At 27.0% G+C, this 24,714-nt stretch carries 22 protein-coding genes; 14 read left to right on the forward strand and 8 right to left on the reverse strand.

Going from position 1 to position 24,714, the window contains the following annotated elements; translation table 11 throughout:
- Positions 1-316: 316 nt before the first annotated feature.
- Positions 317-1,360 carry a 3-deoxy-7-phosphoheptulonate synthase gene (gene aroF, locus GQX97_RS07290; protein ID WP_157151286.1) on the reverse strand — a complete coding sequence of 348 codons (1,044 nt, stop codon included), beginning with the start codon at positions 1,358-1,360 and terminating at the stop codon, positions 317-319.
- Positions 1,361-1,693: 333 nt separating this feature from the next.
- Positions 1,694-2,722: a low specificity L-threonine aldolase gene (locus GQX97_RS07295; protein WP_157151287.1), complete on the reverse strand. Its 1,029-nt coding sequence runs from the start codon at positions 2,720-2,722 to the stop codon at positions 1,694-1,696.
- Positions 2,723-2,960: 238 nt separating this feature from the next.
- On the opposite strand from GQX97_RS07295, the gene GQX97_RS07300 reads away from it, so the two are divergent.
- The gene (locus GQX97_RS07300; RefSeq protein WP_157151288.1) at positions 2,961-3,437 is read left to right on the forward strand and encodes a chemotaxis protein CheX; all 477 of its coding nucleotides are present in this window, start codon (positions 2,961-2,963) and stop codon (positions 3,435-3,437) included.
- The gene (locus tag GQX97_RS07305) at positions 3,434-3,757 is read left to right on the forward strand and encodes a hypothetical protein (RefSeq protein WP_157151289.1); all 324 of its coding nucleotides are present in this window, start codon (positions 3,434-3,436) and stop codon (positions 3,755-3,757) included. The genes GQX97_RS07300 and GQX97_RS07305 overlap by 4 nt, the downstream gene beginning before the upstream one ends.
- Before the next feature lie 646 nt (positions 3,758-4,403).
- Here the strand turns inward: GQX97_RS07305 and GQX97_RS07310 are convergent.
- Positions 4,404-5,345 (reverse strand): TDT family transporter, encoded by a 942-nt coding sequence (locus GQX97_RS07310; RefSeq protein ID WP_157151290.1) that lies wholly within the window; start codon positions 5,343-5,345, stop codon positions 4,404-4,406.
- A gap of 142 nt (positions 5,346-5,487) precedes the next feature.
- Between GQX97_RS07310 and GQX97_RS07315 the strand changes: the two genes are divergently transcribed.
- Together GQX97_RS07315 and GQX97_RS07320 are read left to right on the forward strand one after the other, a co-directional pair.
- Complete coding sequence (locus GQX97_RS07315) at positions 5,488-5,826, forward strand: hypothetical protein (RefSeq protein ID WP_232473279.1); 339 nt, start codon at positions 5,488-5,490, stop codon at positions 5,824-5,826.
- A gap of 46 nt (positions 5,827-5,872) precedes the next feature.
- On the forward strand, positions 5,873-6,619 hold the full coding sequence (locus GQX97_RS07320; RefSeq protein WP_157151291.1) for a class I SAM-dependent methyltransferase: 747 nt from the start codon (positions 5,873-5,875) through the stop codon (positions 6,617-6,619).
- Between the two features lie 95 nt (positions 6,620-6,714).
- On the opposite strand, the gene GQX97_RS07325 is transcribed toward GQX97_RS07320, so the two are convergent.
- The 4 genes from GQX97_RS07325 to GQX97_RS07340 all read right to left on the reverse strand — a co-directional run bounded on the left by GQX97_RS07325 (position 6,715) and on the right by GQX97_RS07340 (position 10,953).
- Positions 6,715-7,869, reverse strand: coding sequence for a cyclically-permuted mutarotase family protein (locus tag GQX97_RS07325; RefSeq protein ID WP_157151292.1), 1,155 nt, complete (start codon positions 7,867-7,869; stop codon positions 6,715-6,717).
- A 40-nt stretch (positions 7,870-7,909) separates the two neighbouring features.
- Positions 7,910-9,442: a sodium:solute symporter gene (locus GQX97_RS07330; RefSeq protein WP_157151293.1), complete on the reverse strand. Its 1,533-nt coding sequence runs from the start codon at positions 9,440-9,442 to the stop codon at positions 7,910-7,912.
- Positions 9,443-9,512: 70 nt separating this feature from the next.
- Entirely contained in the window at positions 9,513-9,977 is a 465-nt protein-coding gene (locus GQX97_RS07335) for a YhcH/YjgK/YiaL family protein (RefSeq protein ID WP_157151294.1), read from the reverse strand.
- A gap of 79 nt (positions 9,978-10,056) precedes the next feature.
- The gene (locus GQX97_RS07340) at positions 10,057-10,953 is read right to left on the reverse strand and encodes an N-acetylneuraminate lyase (RefSeq protein WP_157151295.1); all 897 of its coding nucleotides are present in this window, start codon (positions 10,951-10,953) and stop codon (positions 10,057-10,059) included.
- A gap of 580 nt (positions 10,954-11,533) precedes the next feature.
- On the opposite strand from GQX97_RS07340, the gene GQX97_RS07345 reads away from it, so the two are divergent.
- On the forward strand, positions 11,534-12,796 hold the full coding sequence (locus GQX97_RS07345) for a sialidase family protein (RefSeq protein WP_157151296.1): 1,263 nt from the start codon (positions 11,534-11,536) through the stop codon (positions 12,794-12,796).
- Positions 12,797-12,871: 75 nt separating this feature from the next.
- On the opposite strand, the gene GQX97_RS07350 is transcribed toward GQX97_RS07345, so the two are convergent.
- Positions 12,872-13,237, reverse strand: a complete 366-nt coding sequence (locus GQX97_RS07350) for a DUF1232 domain-containing protein (protein ID WP_157151297.1) — start codon at positions 13,235-13,237, stop codon at positions 12,872-12,874.
- A 151-nt stretch (positions 13,238-13,388) separates the two neighbouring features.
- Between GQX97_RS07350 and GQX97_RS07355 the strand changes: the two genes are divergently transcribed.
- From GQX97_RS07355 to GQX97_RS07395, 9 genes are all read left to right on the forward strand, one after another.
- Positions 13,389-14,570 carry an AGE family epimerase/isomerase gene (locus tag GQX97_RS07355; protein ID WP_157151298.1) on the forward strand — a complete coding sequence of 394 codons (1,182 nt, stop codon included), beginning with the start codon at positions 13,389-13,391 and terminating at the stop codon, positions 14,568-14,570.
- Positions 14,571-15,086: 516 nt separating this feature from the next.
- Positions 15,087-17,141: a tetratricopeptide repeat protein gene (locus GQX97_RS07360; protein WP_157151299.1), complete on the forward strand. Its 2,055-nt coding sequence runs from the start codon at positions 15,087-15,089 to the stop codon at positions 17,139-17,141.
- Positions 17,142-17,277: 136 nt separating this feature from the next.
- Entirely contained in the window at positions 17,278-18,282 is a 1,005-nt protein-coding gene (locus GQX97_RS07365) for a SagB/ThcOx family dehydrogenase (protein WP_157151300.1), read from the forward strand.
- A 31-nt stretch (positions 18,283-18,313) separates the two neighbouring features.
- Positions 18,314-19,402: a streptolysin associated protein SagC gene (locus GQX97_RS07370; protein WP_157151301.1), complete on the forward strand. Its 1,089-nt coding sequence runs from the start codon at positions 18,314-18,316 to the stop codon at positions 19,400-19,402.
- 348 nt (positions 19,403-19,750) lie between these two features.
- Complete coding sequence (locus tag GQX97_RS07375) at positions 19,751-21,091, forward strand: YcaO-like family protein (RefSeq protein WP_157151302.1); 1,341 nt, start codon at positions 19,751-19,753, stop codon at positions 21,089-21,091.
- On the forward strand, positions 21,066-21,728 hold the full coding sequence (locus tag GQX97_RS07380) for a CPBP family intramembrane glutamic endopeptidase (protein WP_157151303.1): 663 nt from the start codon (positions 21,066-21,068) through the stop codon (positions 21,726-21,728). The genes GQX97_RS07375 and GQX97_RS07380 overlap by 26 nt, the downstream gene beginning before the upstream one ends.
- Positions 21,725-22,465 carry a hypothetical protein gene (locus GQX97_RS07385; protein ID WP_157151304.1) on the forward strand — a complete coding sequence of 247 codons (741 nt, stop codon included), beginning with the start codon at positions 21,725-21,727 and terminating at the stop codon, positions 22,463-22,465. Before GQX97_RS07380 ends, GQX97_RS07385 begins: the two co-directional genes overlap by 4 nt.
- 337 nt (positions 22,466-22,802) lie before the next feature.
- The gene (locus GQX97_RS07390; RefSeq protein ID WP_157151305.1) at positions 22,803-23,498 is read left to right on the forward strand and encodes an ABC transporter ATP-binding protein; all 696 of its coding nucleotides are present in this window, start codon (positions 22,803-22,805) and stop codon (positions 23,496-23,498) included.
- 45 nt (positions 23,499-23,543) lie between these two features.
- The gene (locus tag GQX97_RS07395; RefSeq protein ID WP_157151306.1) at positions 23,544-24,260 is read left to right on the forward strand and encodes an ABC transporter permease; all 717 of its coding nucleotides are present in this window, start codon (positions 23,544-23,546) and stop codon (positions 24,258-24,260) included.
- The last annotated feature ends 454 nt before the right edge of the window (positions 24,261-24,714 follow it).

Consider the following 24,714-nt stretch of genomic DNA (forward strand, 5'->3'; position numbering starts at 1 on the left):
AATAAATTTTGATAAATCAGAAAATTTTTTTAGTATATAGTAAAAATTTTATTGTTCTTTTTCCCGCAGCTCACGCTTTGCGGACTTCGTCAAAAGAACCAAAAAGTGCAAACCTTTTAAGCTCATGTGTTGGAATATATATAAATAAAATATGATATTTGTATTCTATATAAAAATGTAGTTTCTTTGCTAAACCTACCCAAATTGCAAAATTTCTTTGAGCAAGAAAAAAAGTTAATAAATAATAATTAAAAATTAAAAAAAATAAGCGATATACATATTGTATTATCGCTTATTATCATTCAATTAAAATATATTACTTTGTATAAACTCTTCCGTTGTGTTTTGCTTTTATTTTGGATACTGTTTCGCTAATCATATTAACTGCTTCCATTACTTGAGCAAATGTTTCTGGTTTTATAGATTGTGCTCCGTCACATAAAGCATGCTCTGGGTCATTATGTACTTCTATAATCATACCGTCAGCACCTGCAGAAATTGCTGCTAAAGTTAAAGGAAGTGCCATCCAAGCTTTTCCGCTTGCATGTGAAGGATCGCCTATAACTGGTAAATGGCTCATTCTTTTTATTACTGGTATAGCTGATACATCGAAAGTGTTTCTTGTGTATGTTTCAAATGTTCTTATGCCTCTCTCGCATAACACTACATTAGGATTGCCTTTATCTAATATATATTCTGCACTCATAAGCCACTCTTCCATAGTGTTAGCTAATCCTCTTTTTAAAAGTATTGGTTTTTTTAATTTACCAACCTCTTTTAAAAGTTCGAAGTTTTGCATGTTTCTAGCACCTATTTGAATCATATCAACAGTATTTTCAAAATCCTCTAAATGTCTTATAGATACAATTTCACTTACTATAGGAATGCCAACTTCTTCTTTTGCTAGCTTTAATATTTTAAGTCCGTCAAGTGCCAAACCTTGGAATGCATAAGGGGAAGTTCTAGGTTTGAAAGCTCCTCCTCTAAGAATTGAGCCTCCTGATGCTTTTACGCTTTTTGCTATATTTATTACCTGCTCTTCACTTTCTACAGAACAAGGTCCTGCTATTATTACAGGCTTCTCTCCGCCTATTTTTACTCTGCTTACATCTACTATAGTATCTTCTTTTTTGAATGCTCTGTTCGCTCTTTTGAATGGTTCTTGTACTTTTAATACTTTATCTACGCCCGGTAATGTTGCTATTAATTCTTTATCTACTTTTGAAGTGTCTCCTACAATACCTATAACTGTGCAATCCACCCCTACGATTTTATTTGTACCTAATCCTAAACTTGTTAATCTATCTGTTATATTATTAACTTGTTCTTCTTTGGCATTTGCCTTCATTACAATAATCATGATTGTTTTCTCCTTAAAATATATTTATTTTTAATAATAATTTTTAATAATAAGCATTATGTTTTATTATAATGTTTTTATTGTTTGATTAAATTATAAAATGTATATGTGTGTGGTGTTTTAAAAAGATACTCTGGCGCTTTAAACGCCAAAATAATAAAAAGACTTAAAGTAATAAGCTAGAAAATTATTTGTATTTAAAATAATATTACCTTTCATAGTAATATATTATATTAAAAATAATTAAAAAGTCAATAGATTGACAATTATTTTTTAATAATTTTGGTAATATTTTTTAAAAGTTTTTGTGATTATTTTTTATTTAATATTGTTTTAAATATTATTTTTAAAACTTTTTATTATATCACAAGCCTCTTCAACTTCTTTCATGCTAATATCTCTATGTGTTACAAATCTTAATTTATAATCACCAAAAGAACTTGCCTTTATTCCTTTTTCTAAAAGTTTATTTACTAACTCTATTGATTTCTTTTGTGTTTTAGCTATAACAATATTAGTTTCAACTTCATCTAAACTTAACTCTCCCAAATTTGATTCGATTACAGCAGCAGCAATTTTTTTAGCTTTTATATGATCTTCTTCTAATGAATCTATATTATTTTCTAAAGCATATATTCCAGCAGCAGCCATCAAACCAATCTGTCTTAATCCGCCTCCTATTAACTTTCTAATTTTGAAAGCCTCATCAATAAACTCTTTTTTTCCGCATAACATAGCTCCCATAGGGGCACCTAAACCTTTTGATAAACAAAATGTAATAGAGTCTGTATTAGAAGCTATTTCTTTTACTGAAGCTTTTGATGCAATTGAAGCATTAAATACTCTTGCTCCGTCCATATGCATATGCACATTCTTTGACTTTGTAAAACTATATAATTCTTTTAAAACTTCTATTGGATATACGCTTCCTCCATGTCTATTATGACTATTTTCAACTTCTACTATATTTATATTCGACATATAATAAGGCTGAGGAGAAAAATAATCTTCTATTATAGATTTTGTTAATATTCCTCTTTTAGCTTTTACTTCTAAAGGCATAACACCTGCTAAGGCAGCAACTCCTCCAAGTTCATAGTGTATAATATGTGATTCTTCTTCCAAAAGTATTTGTCTGGTTTTTGAAGATAATATTAATAAAGGTATTAAATTTCCCATTGTACCGCTTGAAAGAAATATTGCTTTTTCTTTTCCTGTAATTTCTGCGGCCATATCTTGAAGTTTATTTACTGTAGGGTCTTCCATATAAACATCATCACCGCATTCGGCATTATATATTGCCTTACGCATCTCTTCGCTTGGCTTTGTTATTGTGTCGGTTCTTAAATCATATACTCTCATATTGTTGCTCCTAATATATAATAAAAGCTAATTATTTTTGTTTTATATACCTATTTTGGTATATAAATATAATATTACAATTTTTATATAATGTCAAGAATTATAAAAAAAATTACTATACTTGATAAATCAAATATTATTAATATACTATTATTTATATATGAGTTTATTTGTATAAAAAAATATTAAATAATTTCCGATATTATTATATATAAATATTATTGTAGGTAAATAAAATATGTTTGATTTAGATGTTGTAAATGCTTTTAGTAAGGGTACAGTTGTTATATTAAAGAGCTATTTTAATTCTAATGTTGGTAAGGGAAGCATAAAGATACATAGAAATGCTAATCATGTTGGGGGAGTTATAGTTTTTATTGGAATTAATGGTGATTTAAGCGGAAGGCTTATGTTTAATATGAGTAAGGCTACTGCTTTTAAATTGGCTTCTGCTCTTAATATGGAATCTATTACAGCTGTAGACGATATTTTTATTTCAACTATAAAAGAGTTTGTTAATATGGTTGCTGGCTCTGCTATTAATGAACTTTCTACTAAACATATAGATTTGGATATGACACCGCCTGCAATATTAATGAGCGATCAATTATCTATGCTTGAAAGAGAAAATGATAAAATACTTTCTATATGCTACAAAACAGAGCTTGGTGAAATATTTATGAACTTAATAATATTTAATCAAACTCCATCATGATTCAATATTTATTAATATTATTTGCTTTTACTCTTTTTATAAAATATATAATCTCTAAGATAATAATATCAAAGAAAGCTAATATTTTTTTAAATAAACATTTTCAAGATAAAGATAAATTGTACACCATAGAAGAAGTTTCAAATAGTTTTAAATTAGATAAAGAACATTTCAAATCACTTATAAGCATATTAGAAAAGCACCAATATTTTAGTTTTTTTAATAAAAGAGGCGTGAGTATGGTAAAAGATTATTATTCAAGATATGAGCTTAAATATTTAGTAGAGCTTCTTTTAAAGAAAAAGAAATTGAGATTTTAACATAGTTTGTTATTTGTATGGACCAGCCCCCCTGCAAAGCGTGCCCTTAGGGTACACGTCCCCAGTTCTTTTGCCTATAGGCACCTACTTGGTATTGGTATAAAAGAACCAAAAAAACTGCATTTTTATTAAGTATATCCCAAAGTATATAGTATTATTTTACATATATTTATTTCTTAGATATAAAACTTAAATATTTGCACTTTTTGCAACTTTGACGAAGTCCGCACCGCGACCGAAGGAAGTGCCTGCGACCGTAGGAAGTACCTTTAGGTATGGGTACGAAGGCGGGAAAAAGTTGAATAAAATAAAAACCTACATAATATAAAAAAATTATTTGTTTAAATTAAGATATTTGCAGGGCTTTGCCCCCTGCGAAGCGTGCCCGTAGGGTAGCACCCCAGTTCTTTTGCCTATAGGCACCTACTTGGTATTGGTATAAAAGAACCAAAAGAACTGCATTTTTATTATAAATTTTATAATTTAATTGTACATTAAAATGCACTCCCCCGCACGACTAAGAAGTTATAATTAAAGCATAGCATTACCGTGCGGCAAGGTGGTACAGCTCGTACGTGGGAAAAAGTTGAATAAAACAAAAAATTATAAGAACTAAATATTATAACAAAACACAATCAATTATATTTTATTCATTATCCTTTATAACATTGAAATGTATAAAAGACATCATATTTAAAAATACATATAATATCATCAAACTAGCAATTACAAGCTCTATTATAGCAACATATCTCCATATATAATAATATTCTCCGCCCATAGATTTTGAATAGTTAGCAAATTTCAAAAGAGCCTGTGCCCCTATTGCAAGAGGGAAAGTGTATGCTGCAAATAACGGTATAAACTTTATTCTAAAAGCTTTTATTAAAGATAAATAAACTTTAAAAGTTGTAATTAAACCTAATGCTAAAAATAAATTAAGTATAGCAGTATTGTAAGTTTGAAATGCAGTTAAATATCCGCATAAACATAAATTAGCAGGTGCTCCCATTACAGCAAAAGCAGGAAACTTATCTTCAGCTAAAGGTTCATGGAAAATAATTCTATAAAAGATAAAAGGAAACATTATTATATATATAACCATTCCTATATAAACAATAGCTTGTGATAGAGTAGGAAAACCCATAGCACTTCCGCTAACAGAAGCTACAACTATACCAATAGGCGGAACAAACCAGCTAGGCACCATATTATGTCTGTCTCTTAAGTTTATTCTATGAGCTATAAAAGTAATTGCAAATATTGTATGTATCACTATGGCTATAAGCCACATAGCAACACCAAGCGGTCTTATAAATTGTACTACAGAGCTTGATATTACCATAATTGCCATATCTAAAGTAGGTATTGTACTTCCTGCTACTGGGTGCTCTAAGTCTTTAATAAATGCTTTGAAAGATGAAAATATTTTTGTGATTATTGTGAGTATTAATATAGATGATATTAAAGCTCCAATATATGCAAAATATTTTTTTCCTGTAAATATAGTCCAAGCGTTGAATATACCTCCTACCCCAAGTGCTAAACCTGTGAGGGCTGTAGGCATTTTGTTTATTTTATTTATCATGATATTAAAAAGAATTAATAATTCTTATCTCCTTATATTATTGTTGAAAACATTATATATTAAAAAATAAAAAAAATCTATTTCATAATTGCTATAAATATATTATTGTATTATATTAATGTTATAAAGGAGAGTTTATTTAATGATGAAAAAATTAGTTTTGTTATTATTATTTTTAAATATTGTTATAATAAGTTGTAAAGCTGATAATATATTGGGAATAAGTAAGAACTATGAAGGCACTTGGGTTTGTACTGATGGTGCTCTTTTAGGTAAAACAGTTACAATTAATTCTGATGGTTCATTAAAATATGATAATATTACTATTCCAGCAGCTTTTGTTAAAAAACATAATGACAGTCATTATTCTGCAAGTACAACAGTTGCTAATAAAACTTTCTCAGTTGATCTTGTGTTTACAAGTGATACTACAGCAACTGTTCAGGCAGACGGACAAAGCGGAGTTTTCACAAAGCAATAAATGCATAATAATAACATAGAGTAGTAATCTAATAGCAAGGTATTATATGGATTATACAGAAATTAATTCTTTAACTATAGACAAATGGGCTGAAGATGGTTGGGTATGGAGCGTTCCTATTACACATGAAAAGTTTTTAGAAGCTAAAAATGGGAAATGGGATATGCTTTTAACACCAACTAAAAATGTTCCTAAAGAATGGTTTGGAAATTTGGAAAATAAAAATGTGTTGGGGCTTGCTTCTGGAGGAGCTCAGCAGATGCCAATATTTGCAGCTTTAGGAGCTAAATGCACATTAATAGATTATTCTCAAAAACAGATAGATAATGACATATTTGTAGCAAATAGAGAGGGTTATAATATAAATGCTATAAAATATGATATGACAAAAAAGTTTCCATTTGAAGATGAAAGCTTTGATTTGATTTTTCACCCCGTTTCTAATTGTTATGTGGAGAATGTTTTTTATGTATGGAGTGAATGCTATAGGGTATTAAAAAAAGGCGGAAGGCTTATGTCTGGTCTTGATAATGGAATTAACTTTTTGTTTGATGAAAATAGTAAAGAGATTAAATATAAACTTCCATTTAATCCATTAAAAGATAAAAAATTATTAGATGAATTATTAAGTAAAAATGACGGCATTCAATTTTCTCACACCATAGAAGAGCAGATAAGAGGACAATTAAAGTGCGGATTTAAGCTAATTGATATTTATGAAGACACCAACGGAGAAGGAGTTCTTCATGAATATAATGTACCTACCTTTTGGGCTACATTGTGTTTTAAGTAAGTTTTAATGATTAATAAAAAAATAAGGGCTTTATCTTTTTTTAGATAAAACCCTTTATTAATTACACTAATTATCAATTACTAATTTAATAATTTTTATTTAGCGATTATAGTGCCTACATACATTTTGTCTGTTCTAATACCCGGCTTAATTTCACCATTAATAGAATATATCTTATTTCCTATTAATACTAAACCTTCACCGCAAGGAGCATCAAATGGAACATCTCCTATTGTTTTCCAAGTATTAGATTCACAGTTATAAATTAATATTTTACTGTTCCAATCAAACTCATAAGGGTCAGCACCAAAATAACCAGCTCTAAAATCAGCTAATGCTTGATCTTGAAGATTACCCAAATTATAAACAGCATCATCATAAACAGCTTTATWAAAACCGCCTATAACAAGCATTTCTTGTTCATTAAGCTTCACTGATACAGCACCAAGCAAAGATATTCCTTCATTGTTAAGAGCTACATCAGAAACTTGCTCCCAAGAGTTGTTAGTAAAATCATATTTGTAACCGTCAGTATAAGCAGTAGCATCTCCGCCGCTAAACACATATATATTGCCGTTTAATAATTGAGCCACTGCCTGAGTTCTGCTAGCTTGATTAGGTACAGAAGCTAATTCTTTAGTCTCTTTTGTAGCTAAATCATATTCATAAACTTTGTCGCTTCCTTTACCTGCTTGTTTACCAGTGATAATATATAATTTATTGTCTTTATAAACAGCAACACCATTTTGTAATGTGAAAGGTAAATCGCCTATTTTTTCAACATTTAATTTATTATTTTTTAATGTGATAAACAATATATCATCATCAGCCTCAGGGTTTGAAGAGCCGCCGATATAATATATTCCATTTGTAACAGTTACAGAAGCACCATATCCTAATTCATTTTCCCAATTGATATGCTCAACAACTTCTAATACGCCGTTATTATCTTCAAGCATATAAATATCCGAATAAGTTTTTTTAGCTCCGCCGTTAAGTACAGATTCTTCAGGGAAGTTAGCACCACCTCCAACAACAATATATTTGTTTTCTAAAGAACCATATAATAAACCAGCAGTACCAATATTTTTGTCCATTCCAGTTTGAGCGGGTAAACGTCCGCCCATCTCCCAAACTATTTTTTTATCAGTTTTAGAATCTAATACATTTACATTGCTGCTAGAAGAAGCAGTATTACTTGAACAGCTAACAGCAAATATAATAGTTAATATTAAATATAATTTTTTCATTTTGTTTCCTTATATATTATAAGCCTAAATAATATTACTATTATTTTTGATTTTTAATAACAGTAGAGTAAGTTAAACCTTTTATTTTCTCTTCGCTTGGTTTTCCAAAGAAGAAAGAAGCTATAAAAGATACTATTACGCTAGAACCTATAATTATAAATGACAACATAAACTCAAAGATTTTAGGTTTAACATAACCCGGTATAAATCTAGTAAGCATACCAGCAGGGTCGCTAACATAGAATGCAACTATTACAGAAACTATAAAACCAATCCATACAGCTTTAGATTCTACTTTATCAAAGAATATACCAATTAAGAATACTCCCGCTATAGGACCGCCCAAAAGCCCCGTGATAGCTTGGAAATATAAGAACATATCGCCTTGACCATTGTAAATAAAGTATATAGCTAGTAATGTACTAAATATACCAACTACCCAGCTTGATGCTCTTGCAAATTTAAGTTTGCTTTTATCTTCCATTCCAGATTTGAAATATTCTAAAATATCTGCAGTCATACAAGTAGAAACAGAGTTCAAACTAGATGATACAGTAGATTGAGCAGCAGCAAATATAGCAGCAATTACAAGACCAGATATACCAACAGGTAAAGCATTTACTACAAAGTAAGGAAGTATAGCATTTCCATTAACAGTTTCAGGTAAAGGAGTTTTGAAATGGAAATAAATATATAAAGCAGAACCCATACCTACAAAGATTATAATACTAGTACAAAGTAAAGGAATATTCATATATAAACTTTTTTTAGCTTCATGTTCATCTTTATTTGTAGCATATCTTTGAACAATATCTTGGCTTCCAATATAAGAATATATAGAATTAACGAAACCACCTATTATGATAGTCCATATACTAGTTTTCATTAAATCGAAAGTGAAGAAATCAGGACTAATAATTTTACCGTCATCAGCTAATAATTGGAAACCCTGACCTATACCTTCAGGAGCAGATGAGAAACCTACTATAATAATTAGGAAAGCACCCAAAAGAAGTACAACAGTCTGTATAGCATCAGACCATAATACAGCCTCAATACCTCCCATAGATGTATAAGCAACACAGAATATAGATACTATAACAGTTATTAAAACAGGATTAAGTGCAGGAAGTACTTGCTGTATAGCTAAAGTAGGAAGATAAATAACTATAGCCATTCTCACAACGTGGAAAAGTATGAATGTTAAACTACCAACAAGTCTGAAAGAATTATTAAATCTTTTTCCTAAATATTCATAAGCAGTAGTAACATTAATTCTTCTGAAAAATGGTACAAATGTAGGAGCAACCCATAATACTATTAAAATAATACCTAAAGGAGCCATACCTAAAAGCCAGCTGTTATTATAAACAGAAGCAGGTATAGCGATAAACGAAATAGATGATAAAGCAGTAGCATAAATACTCATTGCAGTTACCAAAGCAGGAACTCTTCCGCCAGCTTTGAAATAATCATCTGTAGATTTTGTCCTTTTGGCAAAGAACATACCAATTAAAAACATTACTACAAAATATAGTCCAATGACTATCCAGTCAAACCAGTGCCAAGCCATATAATTTTCTCCTATTATTAAAATATTATTTATAAAAAAGTTTTTTTGCTTTTAAGAAAGTATAGTTATTTTATTCTTTGTATGGAACTTTCACTATAGCTTTTCTCACATGATTTTTACCGCTTTTTGGCGGAAGTCCTACTCTATGAGCATCATATGGAAGAAGTATAAGCATATCTCCTTGAGATAAAGTTAAACGAATAGTTCCTTCTCCTTCCCAATCATGATAGTCTGTAGATTCATCATAAGTTTTTGGTTTTAATGTTGAAGTGTTTGCTATAATAAAATCTTCAGAGCCTTCAAAAATTATTTGAACATCTACATATTTTAGATGCGATTCCCAAGGAGGATTATCTTTATTATCATATTCCATAACATTTACAAAAGCGCCTTCACATATCTCTTTATCAAGCGGATGCTTTCCAGTAGACAATTTTTTTAATTCTTCATAATGCTCTCTAACATAATTTTTAGCTTTCCATATAACATCATGGAAATGTTGATTGAACTCACTTTTTATTGGTTTTAATATCATAATATAATGTCCTTTTTATAAAAAATTAATTAAAAATTAAGAGTGCTGCAGTAAATAAAAGCAGCACTCTTAAACTATGTTATAGTTTAGATAAATATTTATCAAACATATCTTTTAATGCTTTTTTCTCTGCTTTACCAAGCGGTTTTGAACCCATAGGAGCTCTGCAATAAGAAACAGCTGAAGAGTCATAGAAAGTAATGCATTCTTTAAGAGCTGGATATATTCCTACACTTAGTAAAGTTTTAATTATATCATTCATATCATGCTGTATTTTTAAAGCTTTAGATAAATCTTTATTTTCAACAGCATCTACTACTTTTCTTGCTAAAGGAGCTTGTATATTGTATGTAGAACCAATTCCTGATCTTAAGCCATAAGAAGCATATGCTATTAATAATTCATCAAAACCAGCCCACATCATTTTATCTGGGAACTTTTGTATTAATCTTTCTAATAAAAATAAATCTGATGAAGTATATTTTATACCCATAACTCTTTTATCTTCAAATAGTTTACCGAAATCATCTAATGATATGCTGTTGTTTGATAGGCTAGGCAAGAAATATATTACCAAAGGAATTTTATTTGTTGCCTTTAGAATAGTGTTGTAATATTTGCTGATATCACTAAATGAAAATGGATAATAATATGGAGTAACAGCTGATATTAAATCATATCCTAATTCTTCTGCTTTTTGTGCCATTTCACAAGCTTCGTTAAGGTTTAATGTACCTACATGTGCTATTAGAGGTATTTTTCCATTAACTTCTTCTTTTGTAATTTCAAGTACAGCTATTCTTTCATCTTTAGACATTAATAGCCCTTCTCCTGTAGAACCGCCAACATATAAGCCATTAACTTTCATACGGTCAATATTATGTCTTACATATTTCCTCAATACTTTTTCATCTAATTTTCCACTTTTGTTAAATGGAGTCATTAGAGCAGATAATATACCTTCACATTTGTTCATGCCGTCTCTCCTTATTATTTTTTATATTTATGTATATTCTTATATTATATATTGTATAAATTAAGTATAGTTTAATCAATACATATTATAAATATTTTTACAAATATATTTAAAAAATATACTTTTTCATATAATATATTTAATTATATAAGTTACAAATATGATATTTTCAATAATACAGAATTTATTTTAAATAATAATAGCTATCATATATATCATAACCATTATATAAATAGAGTGATAGTTATTGACAATATTATATTTTTTATAATCATATTACAAAAATAGTTTTATACAAAATTAGATTTTTTATATAAAATTAATTCTTTTAATAGAAATTTATTTGTGATATATACTAATATATTTTTATAAATAAAATTGCATTATATTTATAAAATAATATTTATTTGTGTAAAAATAAACACATATTATACCTATGAGTAATAAAGTAAAAGATATTGAAATATGAAATTATTTTTATATACTTAAAATTACATACTAAATATAAGATATTATTTTAATTTATTCTAAAATTAATATTATTGATTTTTTATAATAATAAATTTATAAGGTGTAAATTATGAATAAATCAAAATTATTTTTAATATTAGCATTTTTATTTATGGTATCATGTACTAATCCATCAAAACCTAGAATAAATATAAATACTGATCCTGCTTGGTTTCTAACTGATAAAGAACAGAAAACAGCGCAAATGATATATACTATAACTTTAGCTCATACAACTTCAGACCCTAAACAATATTATCGTATACCTGCTATTTTACTAACAAAGAAAAATACCATAATAGCAGTATTTGATAACAGAAAAACATCTAATGATGATATAGGATTTGCTAATTCTGACCTCATAGAACCCACTGTTAGAAGAAGTACAGACGGGGGTAAAACTTGGAGTGACAATATAAGAGTTGGAGAAGAACCAACAAGCAAAGTAAACTCTCATGGAGATTCTGTATTATTTGAGACTAAAAATGGTAACTTAGTGATATTAACTGCAAGCGGCGGGGCATTCAAATGGGAGACTGAAAAAAAATCTAGAATAGCTGTATCAATAAGTAAAGATGACGGTTTAACTTGGTCTGATTGGAAAGAAGTTCAAGGAGATATATTTACATCTGGAAAATTACAGCAAAATGGTTATGTAAAAGGTTTTGCCGGTTCTGGAAGAGGCACTACTCTTAGCGATGGTACATTAGTTTGTGCTTTATTAGTTACAAGTGAAAATGGAACTGGTAAAAAAGGGGTTGCTACTTATTATTCTAAAGATGGAGGCAATACTTGGCAAGTTGGCGGCTTAACACAATATCCTGAGAATGCATATGATGAACCAAAAGTGATAGCTGAAATTGTAAGCGGAGAGCATAAGGGTAAATTGCTATTAAGTGCTAGACCAAATACTAAAGGAAAAGATAGATATTGGGCGGTAGCTAATGGAGTTGATGACAATTGGACAGAAGTTAAATATGGAGTAGGTTTAACAGATGGAAGAGCTAATGCTGAAGGTATTAGATATACATTACAATCTGAAGGACATTCTAAAGACAGATTATTATTTATAAACTGTAATTCAGCAACTGAAAGAACTCAATTAACTTTGCATATGAGTGAAGATGAAGGAGAAACTTGGACTATTAAAAAAGTTATACAACCTGATATATCTTGTTATTCTTCTATATATGCACTTCCTGACGGAACTATAATGACTTTTGCTGAAGAGCCTTCAGATGCAGGCGGAAAAGATAATTATGATTTAGTATTTAGAAGATTTAATCTTGCTTGGTTTACAGACGAAAGTGAAGTATATTCTGATACTTGGTAATAAAAATAATAATTAATAAAAAGTATATTATCTTTGAAAACTTAAAATTAATATATATTATCCTTTAAAGGTTTTTTATACTAAGATAGCTACTGCATATATAAGTATCATTATAACAAATAGAGTAACAGTAGTTGATAATATTATATTTTTTATAATCATATTAAGAAAAGGGTTTTGTACAAAATTGCACTTTTTTATACCATAAAAAAATGTAATAGAAAGTAAAAATATATCGTCTAATTTACCTATTGGTATTCTATCTGGTACTACATCAATAGGCGACAATACATATATTAAAGCCAAAATAAATGGAATCCAATATACTATTTTTTTCTTTTCTTTTTTTTGTTTATATTCTGAATATTTTCTGTATATTCCATCTTTACCTAATATTTCTATATCTTCATCTGGTATTTCTTTATAATTATCTTTATCCATACAAAAAAGCCCTAAATTAATATAATGATTTTTTATAATAAATATATCATACTATATTTTAAAATAAAAAGAAAAATTTTTTATTGATTTAAAGTATTGATAGGTTAATATTAGCATATAAATTTATAAAAAATAGATATAAGGATTCTTTATGAGTAATTTAAGTGAAGTAAAAAATGAATATCTTCATATGTTGAAAGACAATATTATACCATTTTGGCTTAAAAACGGACTTGATAAGAAAAATGGCGGATACTATACTGCATTAGACAGAAAAGGGGCATTAATAGAAACTGATAAATCTGTATGGTTTCAAGGAAGATTTGCTTGGGTGCTTTCTACACTTTATGCTGATTTCGAGAAAAAACAGGAATATCTTGATGCTGCAAAATCTGGAATAGATTTTTTGGAGAAATATTGTTTTGATAAAGCTGGCGACGGAAGAATGTATTTCAGAGTTACAGAAGACGGAAAGCCTATCATAAAAAGATTAAGATATTACTATTCTGAAACATTTTGTTTGGTAGCTATGGCTGCATATTCAAGAGCTAGCGGAGATAAGAGCTATGCTAAAAAGGCAAGAGAGATACTTGATAATATAGACCGCTATCAAAAAGAAGGTCTTCTTATACCAAAATTTGATGCAGGCAACAGACCTACTATAGCTTTCGGACCTCCTATGATAATGCTTGCTACTGTTCAGGAATTAAGAAAAGCAGACCAAGAAAATAAAGATTATTATGATAAATATATTGATAATCTTTTATCTAATATTCAGTTATTCTTATACGAAGATAAAAAAGCAGTACTTGAACAATGTAATCCAGACGGCACTTTACAAGACCATTTTGAAGGTAGATTATTAAACCCCGGACATGCTATAGAATCATCTTGGTTTATATTAAGAGAATCTATAGAGAGAGGACATGATGAAAAATTAAAAGCATTAGGTCTTAAAATATTTGATTGGATGTGGGAATGGGGCTGGGATAAGGAGTACGGCGGCATTATTCAATATATGGACGTACTTGGAAAGCCTAAAAGCGAGTATCATCATGACATGAAATTCTGGTGGCCTCAGACAGAAGCTGCTATTGCTGCTTTATATTGTTATTATTTCACTAAAGACAATAAATATTTAGAAAAGCATGATATGGTTAAAGAATATACTAAAAAATTCATTGACACTGAATATGGTGAATGGTATGGATATCTTCACAGAGACGGAAGAATATCTACTGACTTAAAAGGAAATATGTATAAAGGTCCTTTCCATATTCCTAGAATGTATATGAAATGTGTAGAGATAATAGATGCTATTAATGCAAAATAATAATTAAAAATATAATTAATTAAGGCTAGGCTTTTTACTTAAGGTCTAGTCTTTTTATTTGGATAAACAAGATATTATTATATACACTAAAAATTTTTAAGTTTGTCAATTTTTTTATTGTTCTTTTTCCCGCCTTCGCACCCACAGGCACTTCCTTCGGTCGCGATGTGGACTTCGTCAAAGAACCCAAAAGTGCAAGTGTAGAAATTGGTACTAAATCATACTAAAATTATTTTACATGTAAGATAATTTATTAAATTAAATCTCAAATATAGCCTTTTTGCTTCTTTGTAGCAATACCGAAGTCCTTTCTACGCTCTCAAAAGAAGTGGGAGGTTAGCCTACAGCTATGCTTCGCAGTGGGGCTGGTCCCCACAAATAATAAAACTAAGAAAATAATTTTTGACAAAATATAGTTGTTTAGGTATATACTAAAAATTTTTAAAAGTAATATTTATATTGTTTTATAAAATAAGTTTGCAGTTTATAATATGTAAAAAATATTTGGATTATTTTATGACAGAAGAATTAAAATATAAAATAAAAGAATTAGTATATTTTAAAAAAGTAGAAGAAGCAATAAAACTGATTAATGAAGCTATAGAAAAAGATAATAATGATTCAGAGTTATATTTGAGTAGAGGAGCACTTTATTTAATAATTAATATACATACTAAAGCTATAGAAGATTTTAATAAAGCTATAGAATTAAATCCAAAGAATGAAAAAGCATATTTTAGTATAGGGTTCTTAAAAGCGAAATTAGAAAAGTATGAGGAATCTATAGAATATTTTAATAAGGCTATAGAATTAAATCCAAAGAATGAAAATGCATATTTTGGTATAGGAGTTTCAAAAGCAAAATTAGGAATGTATGAGGAATCTATAGAATATTTTAATAAAGCTATAGAATTAAATTCAAAGAATGAAAATATATATTTTGATAGAGGCATTATAAAATTACAATTAGGAAAATATGAGGAATCTATAGAAGATTTTAATAAAGTAATAGAATTAAATCCAAATAGTAAAGATGCATATTTTAATATGGGACTTGCAAAGTCAAGGTTAGAAAAATATGAGGAATCTATAGAAGATTTTAATAAAGTAATAGAATTAAATCCAAAGAATGAAAACGCCTATTTTATAAGAGGGGCGTTAAATTATGAGTTAGAAAAATATGAGGAATCTATAGAAGATTTTAATAAAGTAATAGAATTAAATCCAAATAATAAAGAGGCATATTTTAATAGAGGGGTATTAAAAATAAATTTAAAAAAATATAAGCAAGCTGTTAATGATTTTAAAATATTTGCTAAAAATAATAATGATGCCTTTGATATAACTATTATAAAAATTCTTCAAGATTTTAATAAATATAATGATATTAATAAATTTTTTAAACTATTAGTGATAGATGAAAACAAAGAATTATGGAAAAATGAGCCAATTACTAATTTAATTTTTCATTTTGAATATACTGAAAAATTAGACAATGAGATTATTGAAAATATTAAATATTTAATTTTATATGAATATTTTTTACTTAAAATATTAACTTTTAATACTAATGATAAAAATATAGAAATATCTCATTATACATCTTTGAATATTTTATTAATCTTATTAGAAGATGAAAATTCAGAAGAAGCAGGAAACATAAGAATAAATAATATAACAACTGCCAATGACCCTAAAGAAGGAGATATTTTAGAAAGTATTTTTAATAGAAATAATATAGATATAAAAATAGGAAGCGATGAAAAAGCTGTAACATTGCAAACATCATATTCAAGAAACAGAGATTCTCTTACTATGTTTAGATTATATGGTAAAAAAAACAATAAAGAAGCTACTGGTATATGTTTGGTTTTAGATAATAAATATTTTACTAATTTATATACTTCGCCTTTTTCTTATTATGATTTTGATGTAAATAATCTAAATAATAGTGAAGATAAAAATAATAAAAACAGTATAAAAAATAATGAAGATAATGAAAAAATAAAAAAAGAAGAAAATAAAAGAAATTTATATTGGGTGCTTTATTATAATGAAAAATTAAATAAACTTATTTTCAATAAAGAAGACTTAAAATATACAAGTAATGTTATTGATTTGAACGGCATAAATGATTATAAAGAAAAATTAAAAGAAGATGACACTATTGAAGATAAAATTAAATATGCATTTTCAAAGATATTTGAATATACTATAAAAATTAAAGAAAAAAATATTAACCCTAAACTATATAATTATTTATTTGAAAATATAAAATACATAATAAAACATGAAGCATTTTTTGAAGAACAAGAATTAAGAATGCTTGTAACTTCTGATTATAAATCTAAAGAGATACAAGCAGATAGAATTAATAATAAACTTTATATAGATTATTTAAAACTTTTTGATAAGAACACAAATTATATAAAAGAAATTATAATAGGTTCTAAAGTTGAAAATAATGAATCGCTTGCTGAATATATAAGAAAGATTTTACATGAAAAAAATACAGATAGAAATAAATTAGATAATATAAAAGTTCTTATATCAGAAGCTCCTTTAAGATAATAAAAAACTTATATAATATATATTAAAAAAGTTAATATGATATAAGTATAGTCTTTTTTATTTATATTTTAATTTTACAAAATAAATTTTTTTAGTATTATATATTAGATACGATTTACAAAAATAGGAATATTATGTGTCTATTATAAAGAAAAAAGATATTAAAAAAATAGAGATAAGCAAAGAAGAGTTAGAATCAAGAGAGATACCATTACTTTTTAGCGTTGTGAATTTTTCTTCAAATATACCTGTTTCTATGTATGCAGATACTATAGGAATAAAAACTTCAGAATCTTCTTATAGAGGAGTAATGCACTCTGAGGTAAATAGAAATATAAGTGAAGAATATTTATTAAACTCAAAGAAATCATCAATAGATTTATCTGCTATGTTTAATGTAACAAGCTATTCATCATTTCCAATAGATGCTGCTTTAAGCAATAGAGTGTTACTTGAAGAAGAGGTTCATAAAAAAGGAAATGCTATAAAACTTCCACCATATAAAAATATTAATGCTCCTATAGGTTCAGTTATAAGGTCAAGAAGAAGTAGGAGAGATTTTAAAGGCAAGCCATTAACATTAAGCGATTTGTCTACCTTGCTTTATTATGGCGATGGAATTTCTGGAGATTTTGATTTTAATTTAAACAAAGAAGAATATGGCACTATAACATTTGGAGATAAATATATATCAAAATTAAGAACTGCTCCTTCAGGCGGAGGGCTTTATCCTATTTATTTGTATATCGTGGCACTTAATATAAATAATCTTGAAAAGGGTATATACAAATATATGCCTTTTACTCATTCGCTTGAAAAGATAAAATTATTTAATGATGATGATTTAGAGAATTACTATAATAATAATGTTTTTGGAGGGGGAATAGATTTAAGAAAAGCTGCTTTATCTATTTACTATGTATATAGCATATATGAAAACACTAGAAAATATGGGGATATGGCTTTGCAGTTTGCTTTAATAGAGACAGGAGAGATTGCACAAAATATACAGCTTACTGCGGCTGCAAGTGGTATTTTAGCATGCGATATTGGAGGATTTAATAAAACTTTATCTGAAGAATTATTAAATCTAGATGGGCAGAGTGATCATGTTGTGCATTTAACTTTGCTTTCAAAATGATTATGAAATAAATATTAATAGGTTATTTAAGATGGCTAAGAAAAATATAAAACTTTATGATAATGTGTGTGTATTTTTTAATTCTGATGATGAGATTAGATTTAGAAAGGGGATATGGAATTTTGAAGAGGCTTCTTTAGAGCTTAATGATTTAAATAATAATGTAAAAGAAGCTTTAATATTTATTGCTAAAGAACTTTTTGATGATAAGTTAATTTCTTTTGATAATGTAGTTAAGAAATTTTCTCTTGATGAAAAAGAAAGTAATTTTTTGAATGAAATTATATCTTCTCTTATAGGCAATAGGTTTTTAGAGTATGATGAGAACAATATGCTTAATAGTGTTTATGAGCTTATAGGGGAGTATTTTTATGATATACCAGATGAAAGCAAGGTTCAAAAAAATAAAGTAATGTTTATAACGGATAGCGAGAGACTAAAAGATTATGCCAAATTAATGTCAGAAGATTTATATATGAATGTTGTTATGATGAATATTGATGATATAAAAAATATAGAAAAAGCAAATCTTACAGACACAACAGATGCTATTAAAAATATTGAAGAGCAAAAAGAATTATTAAAGTTATTTTGTGATATATCATGTGTGGTTGTAAGTGTAGAGAAACCGAGACTAAATTTACTTAGAAATATTAATAGGCTTTTACTTGAAAAATCAATTCCTATGATTATATCAATATTAGATGGACCATTTTTAAATATTACCACTATAAAGGCAAAAGAAACAGCTTGCTATGAATGTTTTGAAAATAGAGTGATAGCAAGAAATGAAAGCTTATCAGTTTATAATAAATTTGTTAAACAAACTATTAATTTAAAATCAAATAATAAAAAAACTTATATAACTCCTATTTTACAAACATTTACTTCTATTGCATTATATGAAGCATTTTTATTTGCTACTATAGGAAAATGCAAACTATCAGGACGCGTTATTAATGTTTATATACCTTCTATAGAGATTCAAATTCAGGATTTATTAAGAGTGCCTTTCTGTGCAGCATGCGGGCATATAAGCAAGGCTAAATATAATGAAATGTATACTTCTTCAAAAGAAATAATAGAAAAGTTTTCGAGTAAAGTTATATTAAAGTTATAGTAAAATTTTTTTAGTTTATAAATTTTTTGTTGTTCTTTTCAATTCTCACCTACATGTACTCCTTTCAGTCTCGGTGCGGACTTTATCAAATAACCAAAAAGTTAAAGCAAAAAATTATAACTAAATAATACTAATTTGTTTTTTATATATGATATAAACTATCAAATTAAATTTAAAATATAGCCTTTTTGCTTCTTTGTGGCAACAAAAGAAGTGGGGTATGGGGCAAAGCCCCATATATTAAAAATAAATATAATTTTATTTTTGACGAATTATAGTTGTTTAGGTATTTATTAAATAATTGAAAATATTATAATTTTTAATAAATTATATAGAAATGGAAAACTTATGATTAAATATTACCCAAGCCATAAAAATGTTTTAAATAAATATAATTCTATTTGCGGACATCAAACAGGTATTATGGATTCTATTATTGTAATGCAGGCTAATTCTGTTATTGCTCAAAATATGAATACTTGTACTTCTATGCTTCCAGATTATCATAAAATATTATTGGGAGATAATGCTGAGGTTAATTATCATCTTTCTGGTTATGGCATTTATAGAGATGAAGCTATTATAAGATTATTAGGAGAAGGTATTGAGAGATATGCTTTATTTACATCAAATTTATATTTTGAAGAAAAATTAAAATATGCTTCTTATAATCAATTAAAAGAAAAGTATCCTAATAATGTAATACCTTTTGAATATGTTAAAATATATAGCGATGAAGATTGCAATAAATTAAACAGTATAGGAATTTTAGAAAATATTACGGAAGATGATATATTATCTTGGGTGCTTCTACCTTCCTTATTTGATAAAGAGAAAGAGTATTATATTCCAGCACAGAATTTCTTTTTATCGCATATAATAAGAAAAGATAAAAATGAAAAAGTGTTTATAGGCGGATTTTCTAAAGGAAGTGCTAGTCATAAAAATATTAAATTAGCTTTAAAATCTGCTATATCTGAAATTATAGAATGTGATGCTTGTATGATAAAATGGTATACAGATAGCAAAGTTAAAGAAGTTGTTATTGATGATGATATTCAAACTATTAATACAATTTTAAAAGAGATTGATTATAATATAAGAGTTTTTGACTATACTGTTGATAAAAAATTAGGATATGTTTTTACTGTTATGCTTATAAACAAAAGTGAAAAAAGTCCATATATTGTTGTAGGAGCTTCTTCTGGGCTTAATCCTAAAAAAGTGATATATAGGGCTTTTATGGAGGCTTTGGCTATACTTACTTTAAATATTAATGGACCATTATCTATGCCTGCTGATTATTTGGAAACTAAGTATCAAAAAACTTATCTTAATCTTGACAGCAATGTTAATTATTGGGCTTCTTTAGACGATAAAGACAAAAAACTAAACTTTATAAACAGCAAAGTTACAGAAAAAATTGAATTAAAAAAATATAAAAACCTCGAAGAAAATACTGATAAAGATTTGGAGTATTTATTTAATGGTATTTATAATATTTCAAAATATGCAGTTTATTTAGATATTACGCCCTTAGAAATAGCTGATAAAGATTTGCATGTAATGCGTGTGTATGTTCCAGAGCTTCTTCAAATGTCTATGCCTGCTTTCCCATATAGTAAGCACCCTAGAATAATTAAAAATGGAGGAATTTCAAATAATGAATTTCCACACCCATTACCTTAGTGCTATTCTTGTGCTAATTGCTGTTTCTTTTCCTACTTCTTTGATTGGTATATTTTTTAAATTAAATCTTTACAAAATAAGCAGTATTTTGCCTAATGCTTTAAGCTATTTTTTATTTGTAGTGATGGCATTTTTTACAGGGTATATTGGAAGTATTAATTATAATGTTAATATTTATTTTATTGTTTTAGCTTTTATTATGTCTTTTGTATGCATTGCTATAGAAATAATTGAGGTTGCTGCTGTTCATTTTATTAAATATAAATTCTGGATTAAAAAAATATCGGTTCATGAAATTATAAATAAAAATAATATTTTTTTTGATATTATAATTATATTTATAGGTGCTATTTGCGAGGAGATTATTTTTAGGCAGGTATTTTTTAATATTTTATATAATATATTAGAAGTAAATATCTTTATTGTTATTATAATATCAGCATTTACATATTCTATTAATCATATATATTTTGGTGCTAATGCGGTGTTTCAAAAGTTTATAGTTGGTATAATATATTCTTTGTTATTTGTTTATTCTTCTTTTAGCATAATAATACCTGCTATTACTCATTTTTTGCAAAACCTTATTTTATATATTTTATCATTTAAAAGAAGTAATAGAGAGGCATTAAATTGATATTTTTAAAACTTATACCTTATATTGTAATATGCTTTATATTAGGAACTGTAATAAGATTCTTAAATTGTAAAAATATCATAAATAACTTATGTTTTAATATTATGAATTATTCTAAAAGGGATTATGATGATATTTATATTTACATAAGCACTTATATATATTGGTTTTTTATAATTGTATTTTCAATTATTATTAGTTTTTTGCAAAAACAAAATATTTTGTTATATTTATTCGTAGAAAGAAAATATATTGTTTATATTTTTATTAATATTTTTGCTGTTATTTCTGCTTTTGAAATAATATTAGCAATAATAAGTTTATTTAATAAAAATATAAAAACAAATGTTATATTTAGCAATATATTATTGTCTGCTCCTATTAGTTTGTTGTATTCTTCAAGAAATAATAAAAAGTGGACTTTAATATTATTGGCAAGTGTAATTAAATGTTTATTTTTTAATGGCGTAATATATTTAGCCATTAAAAATCAATTTCAGGAGTTTAATTTATTTTTTATAATTCTTGCAGTTGCTTTATTGTTTTCTTTTGAAGAAATGCTTAGGCTTAATAATTTTAAAGAAATTTTAATTTTTGTAGTTTCTTGTTTTATTATTACAGCTATTAATGCTATTTCTTTTGAATATACTAATAGTTTAATTGCAGCGATATTTGCTAATGCTGCTTTTACAATATATTATTTTGGTCAGTTTGAAAATATGGGAATATACTCATAAAAAAGGTATTACTCTCTTTAATTATTAAAGTTATTAAAGAGTTTAATATAATACATCTAAAGGAGTTATTTATATGATTAAATATTCTTCAAAAGTACGCACAACATGTTCTTTAAAGAGCCAATCTGCGGTATTGACTCCTGGAGGATGTTGCTGTTCTTGTTGTTGTTCTTGTTGTGTTAATATAACAACTACAACTAATCATTAATTTATTATAGTTTTATAATAAATTGTTATGTCTGCTGCATTGTTATGATGCAGCGGGCTTATATGTATTGACATTTTTAATATATGTTGCTTTAATAATTATAGTTTTTATCAAATAGAGTTGGTTTTAATGGAAGAAGTATTAATAAGTGCTAAAAATATAGAGAAAAAGTTTAATAAAAATATTATTCTAAAAAATGTAAGTTTAGATATAAATAAAGGTGAAGTAATAGCACTTGTTGGTCCGAATGGTTCAGGTAAAACTACATTAATCAATATATTATTAGGAATATTGAAGGCTGATAAGGGTGAATTAAAAATCTATATAGAAGATTATAAAAAACATATAGGTCTTCAATTGCAATCCACTCCTTTTTTTGAAGGCTACAATGTAAAAGATAATATATTAATGTTTTCAGCTCTTTATGACATTAAGATGAGTGATGAAGAAATAGAAGGTATTCTTAATAAATATAGTCTTAATCCAAAAACACCCGCTATAAAGCTTTCTGGGGGAGAGCAGAAAAAACTTGCTATAATGATAGCTACTATGCAAAACCATGATTTACTTATATTTGATGAGCCTACTGCGAGTTTAGACCCGAGAGAAAGATATAATATAAAGAATATGATATTAGAGCTTGCAAAAAATAATAAGACTATACTTTTTACTTCTCATGATTTAGAGGAGGTAGAAGATATAGCGAGTAAAATAGTATTTTTATATAAAGGAGAGATATTAGAAAAGGGCAGTAAAGAAGAACTTTTAAAGAAGTATAATTTTGATAGTTTGGAGAAAGTTTATCTGCATATTACTAATTATTAATATGTTTTTTAAATTTATTAAAAAATAGTTTTTAGTTTTGATTATATGAAAACGATATTTAAACTCACTATAAAAAAAGCTATAAGAGACCCTTTCCTTATATTCTGGTCTATCTTCTTCCCAATAGTTACAATAATAGCATTGGGTATATTATTTAATACTGAAGTCTATACTATTCATATACTTACTGCTATGACTTGTGTGAGTGTGCTTGCTTATTCTTTTATGACTACTAGTTTTAATGTATTAAGTCAAAGAAGAAGGGGTGTTTATAATTTGCTTAAAGTAACTCCGCTTCCTTTATATAAATATATTATAAGTTCTTCTTGTGCTTGGGTGATTATATCTATTATAAGCTCTTTGTTTGTATTTATTTCTTGTGCTTTGTTTTTTAAATTAGAGCTTTATTTTGTTTCTATACTTTTATTTTTACCTGTAATTATAGCGGCATCTTTAGTTTATATATTTATAAGTTTCTTTGTTTCTAGTTTGGTAAAAAATAATGAAACTGCTAGTATACTATATAATATTATTTTAATGGGTTCTATGTTTTTGAGTGATGGTTATTATTCTTTGTATAATGCTCCAAGTGTAGTGAAGTTTTTAAGCAGATTAAATATTTTTCAGTATTTTTTAAATGCTGTTAGGGGAGCTTATTATTTTGATTTTCAGTCATATTTTATTGGTTTAGCAGTACTTTTAGTTTGCTTGATAATTGCTTTAATTCTTGCAGTTAATACTTTCAGATATGTTGATAAGTAATAATAGGCTTGTTTTTATATTTAAACAACTATATTTTGTCAAAAATAATTTTTAAATTTAAAATATTTGCAGGGCTTTGCCCCCTGCGAAGCGTGCCCGTAGGGTAGCACCCCACTTCTTTTGGCGACCGAAGGAAGTACCTGTGGGTATGACCCAAAGAAGCAAAAGGACTGCATTTATAGCAAAAATATAGGGGTTATTTTATACATATTCCAAACATATAAAGCTCAAAAACTTGCACTTTTTGGTTCTTTGACGAAGTCCGCACAGCGAAGGCGGGAAAAAGAACAACAAAAAATTGATAAAACTTAAAATTTTTCAGTATATAAACTTTTTATATATCATTTCTAAATATAGTTAATTACTTAATATCTAGTTTACAGTTTATAAAATGATTTGTTTTTATATAGAAATTAAATTTTTTTAATATTTTACACAAAGTATATTGATAGAC

Origin of the sequence: Brachyspira sp. SAP_772 (genome assembly GCF_009755885.1) — a bacterium.
Lineage (GTDB): Bacteria > Spirochaetota > Brachyspiria > Brachyspirales > Brachyspiraceae > Brachyspira.

What these genes read in the sequence shown, in the direction of transcription:
- aroF (WP_157151286.1), bottom strand. Translation starts at nt 1,360, where the DNA reads ATGATTATTGTAATGAAGGCAAATGCCAAAGAAGAACAAGTTAATAAT.
- GQX97_RS07295 (WP_157151287.1), bottom strand. Translation starts at nt 2,722, where the DNA reads ATGAGAGTATATGATTTAAGAACCGACACAATAACAAAGCCAAGCGAA.
- GQX97_RS07300 (WP_157151288.1), top strand. Translation starts at nt 2,961, where the DNA reads ATGTTTGATTTAGATGTTGTAAATGCTTTTAGTAAGGGTACAGTTGTT.
- GQX97_RS07305 (WP_157151289.1), top strand. Translation starts at nt 3,434, where the DNA reads ATGATTCAATATTTATTAATATTATTTGCTTTTACTCTTTTTATAAAA.
- GQX97_RS07310 (WP_157151290.1), bottom strand. Translation starts at nt 5,345, where the DNA reads ATGATAAATAAAATAAACAAAATGCCTACAGCCCTCACAGGTTTAGCA.
- GQX97_RS07315 (WP_232473279.1), top strand. Translation starts at nt 5,488, where the DNA reads ATGATGAAAAAATTAGTTTTGTTATTATTATTTTTAAATATTGTTATA.
- GQX97_RS07320 (WP_157151291.1), top strand. Translation starts at nt 5,873, where the DNA reads ATGGATTATACAGAAATTAATTCTTTAACTATAGACAAATGGGCTGAA.
- GQX97_RS07330 (WP_157151293.1), bottom strand. Translation starts at nt 9,442, where the DNA reads ATGGCTTGGCACTGGTTTGACTGGATAGTCATTGGACTATATTTTGTA.
- GQX97_RS07335 (WP_157151294.1), bottom strand. Translation starts at nt 9,977, where the DNA reads ATGATATTAAAACCAATAAAAAGTGAGTTCAATCAACATTTCCATGAT.
- GQX97_RS07340 (WP_157151295.1), bottom strand. Translation starts at nt 10,953, where the DNA reads ATGAACAAATGTGAAGGTATATTATCTGCTCTAATGACTCCATTTAAC.
- GQX97_RS07345 (WP_157151296.1), top strand. Translation starts at nt 11,534, where the DNA reads ATGAATAAATCAAAATTATTTTTAATATTAGCATTTTTATTTATGGTA.
- GQX97_RS07350 (WP_157151297.1), bottom strand. Translation starts at nt 13,237, where the DNA reads ATGGATAAAGATAATTATAAAGAAATACCAGATGAAGATATAGAAATA.
- GQX97_RS07355 (WP_157151298.1), top strand. Translation starts at nt 13,389, where the DNA reads ATGAGTAATTTAAGTGAAGTAAAAAATGAATATCTTCATATGTTGAAA.
- GQX97_RS07360 (WP_157151299.1), top strand. Translation starts at nt 15,087, where the DNA reads ATGACAGAAGAATTAAAATATAAAATAAAAGAATTAGTATATTTTAAA.
- GQX97_RS07370 (WP_157151301.1), top strand. Translation starts at nt 18,314, where the DNA reads ATGGCTAAGAAAAATATAAAACTTTATGATAATGTGTGTGTATTTTTT.
- GQX97_RS07375 (WP_157151302.1), top strand. Translation starts at nt 19,751, where the DNA reads ATGATTAAATATTACCCAAGCCATAAAAATGTTTTAAATAAATATAAT.
- GQX97_RS07380 (WP_157151303.1), top strand. Translation starts at nt 21,066, where the DNA reads ATGAATTTCCACACCCATTACCTTAGTGCTATTCTTGTGCTAATTGCT.
- GQX97_RS07390 (WP_157151305.1), top strand. Translation starts at nt 22,803, where the DNA reads ATGGAAGAAGTATTAATAAGTGCTAAAAATATAGAGAAAAAGTTTAAT.
- GQX97_RS07395 (WP_157151306.1), top strand. Translation starts at nt 23,544, where the DNA reads ATGAAAACGATATTTAAACTCACTATAAAAAAAGCTATAAGAGACCCT.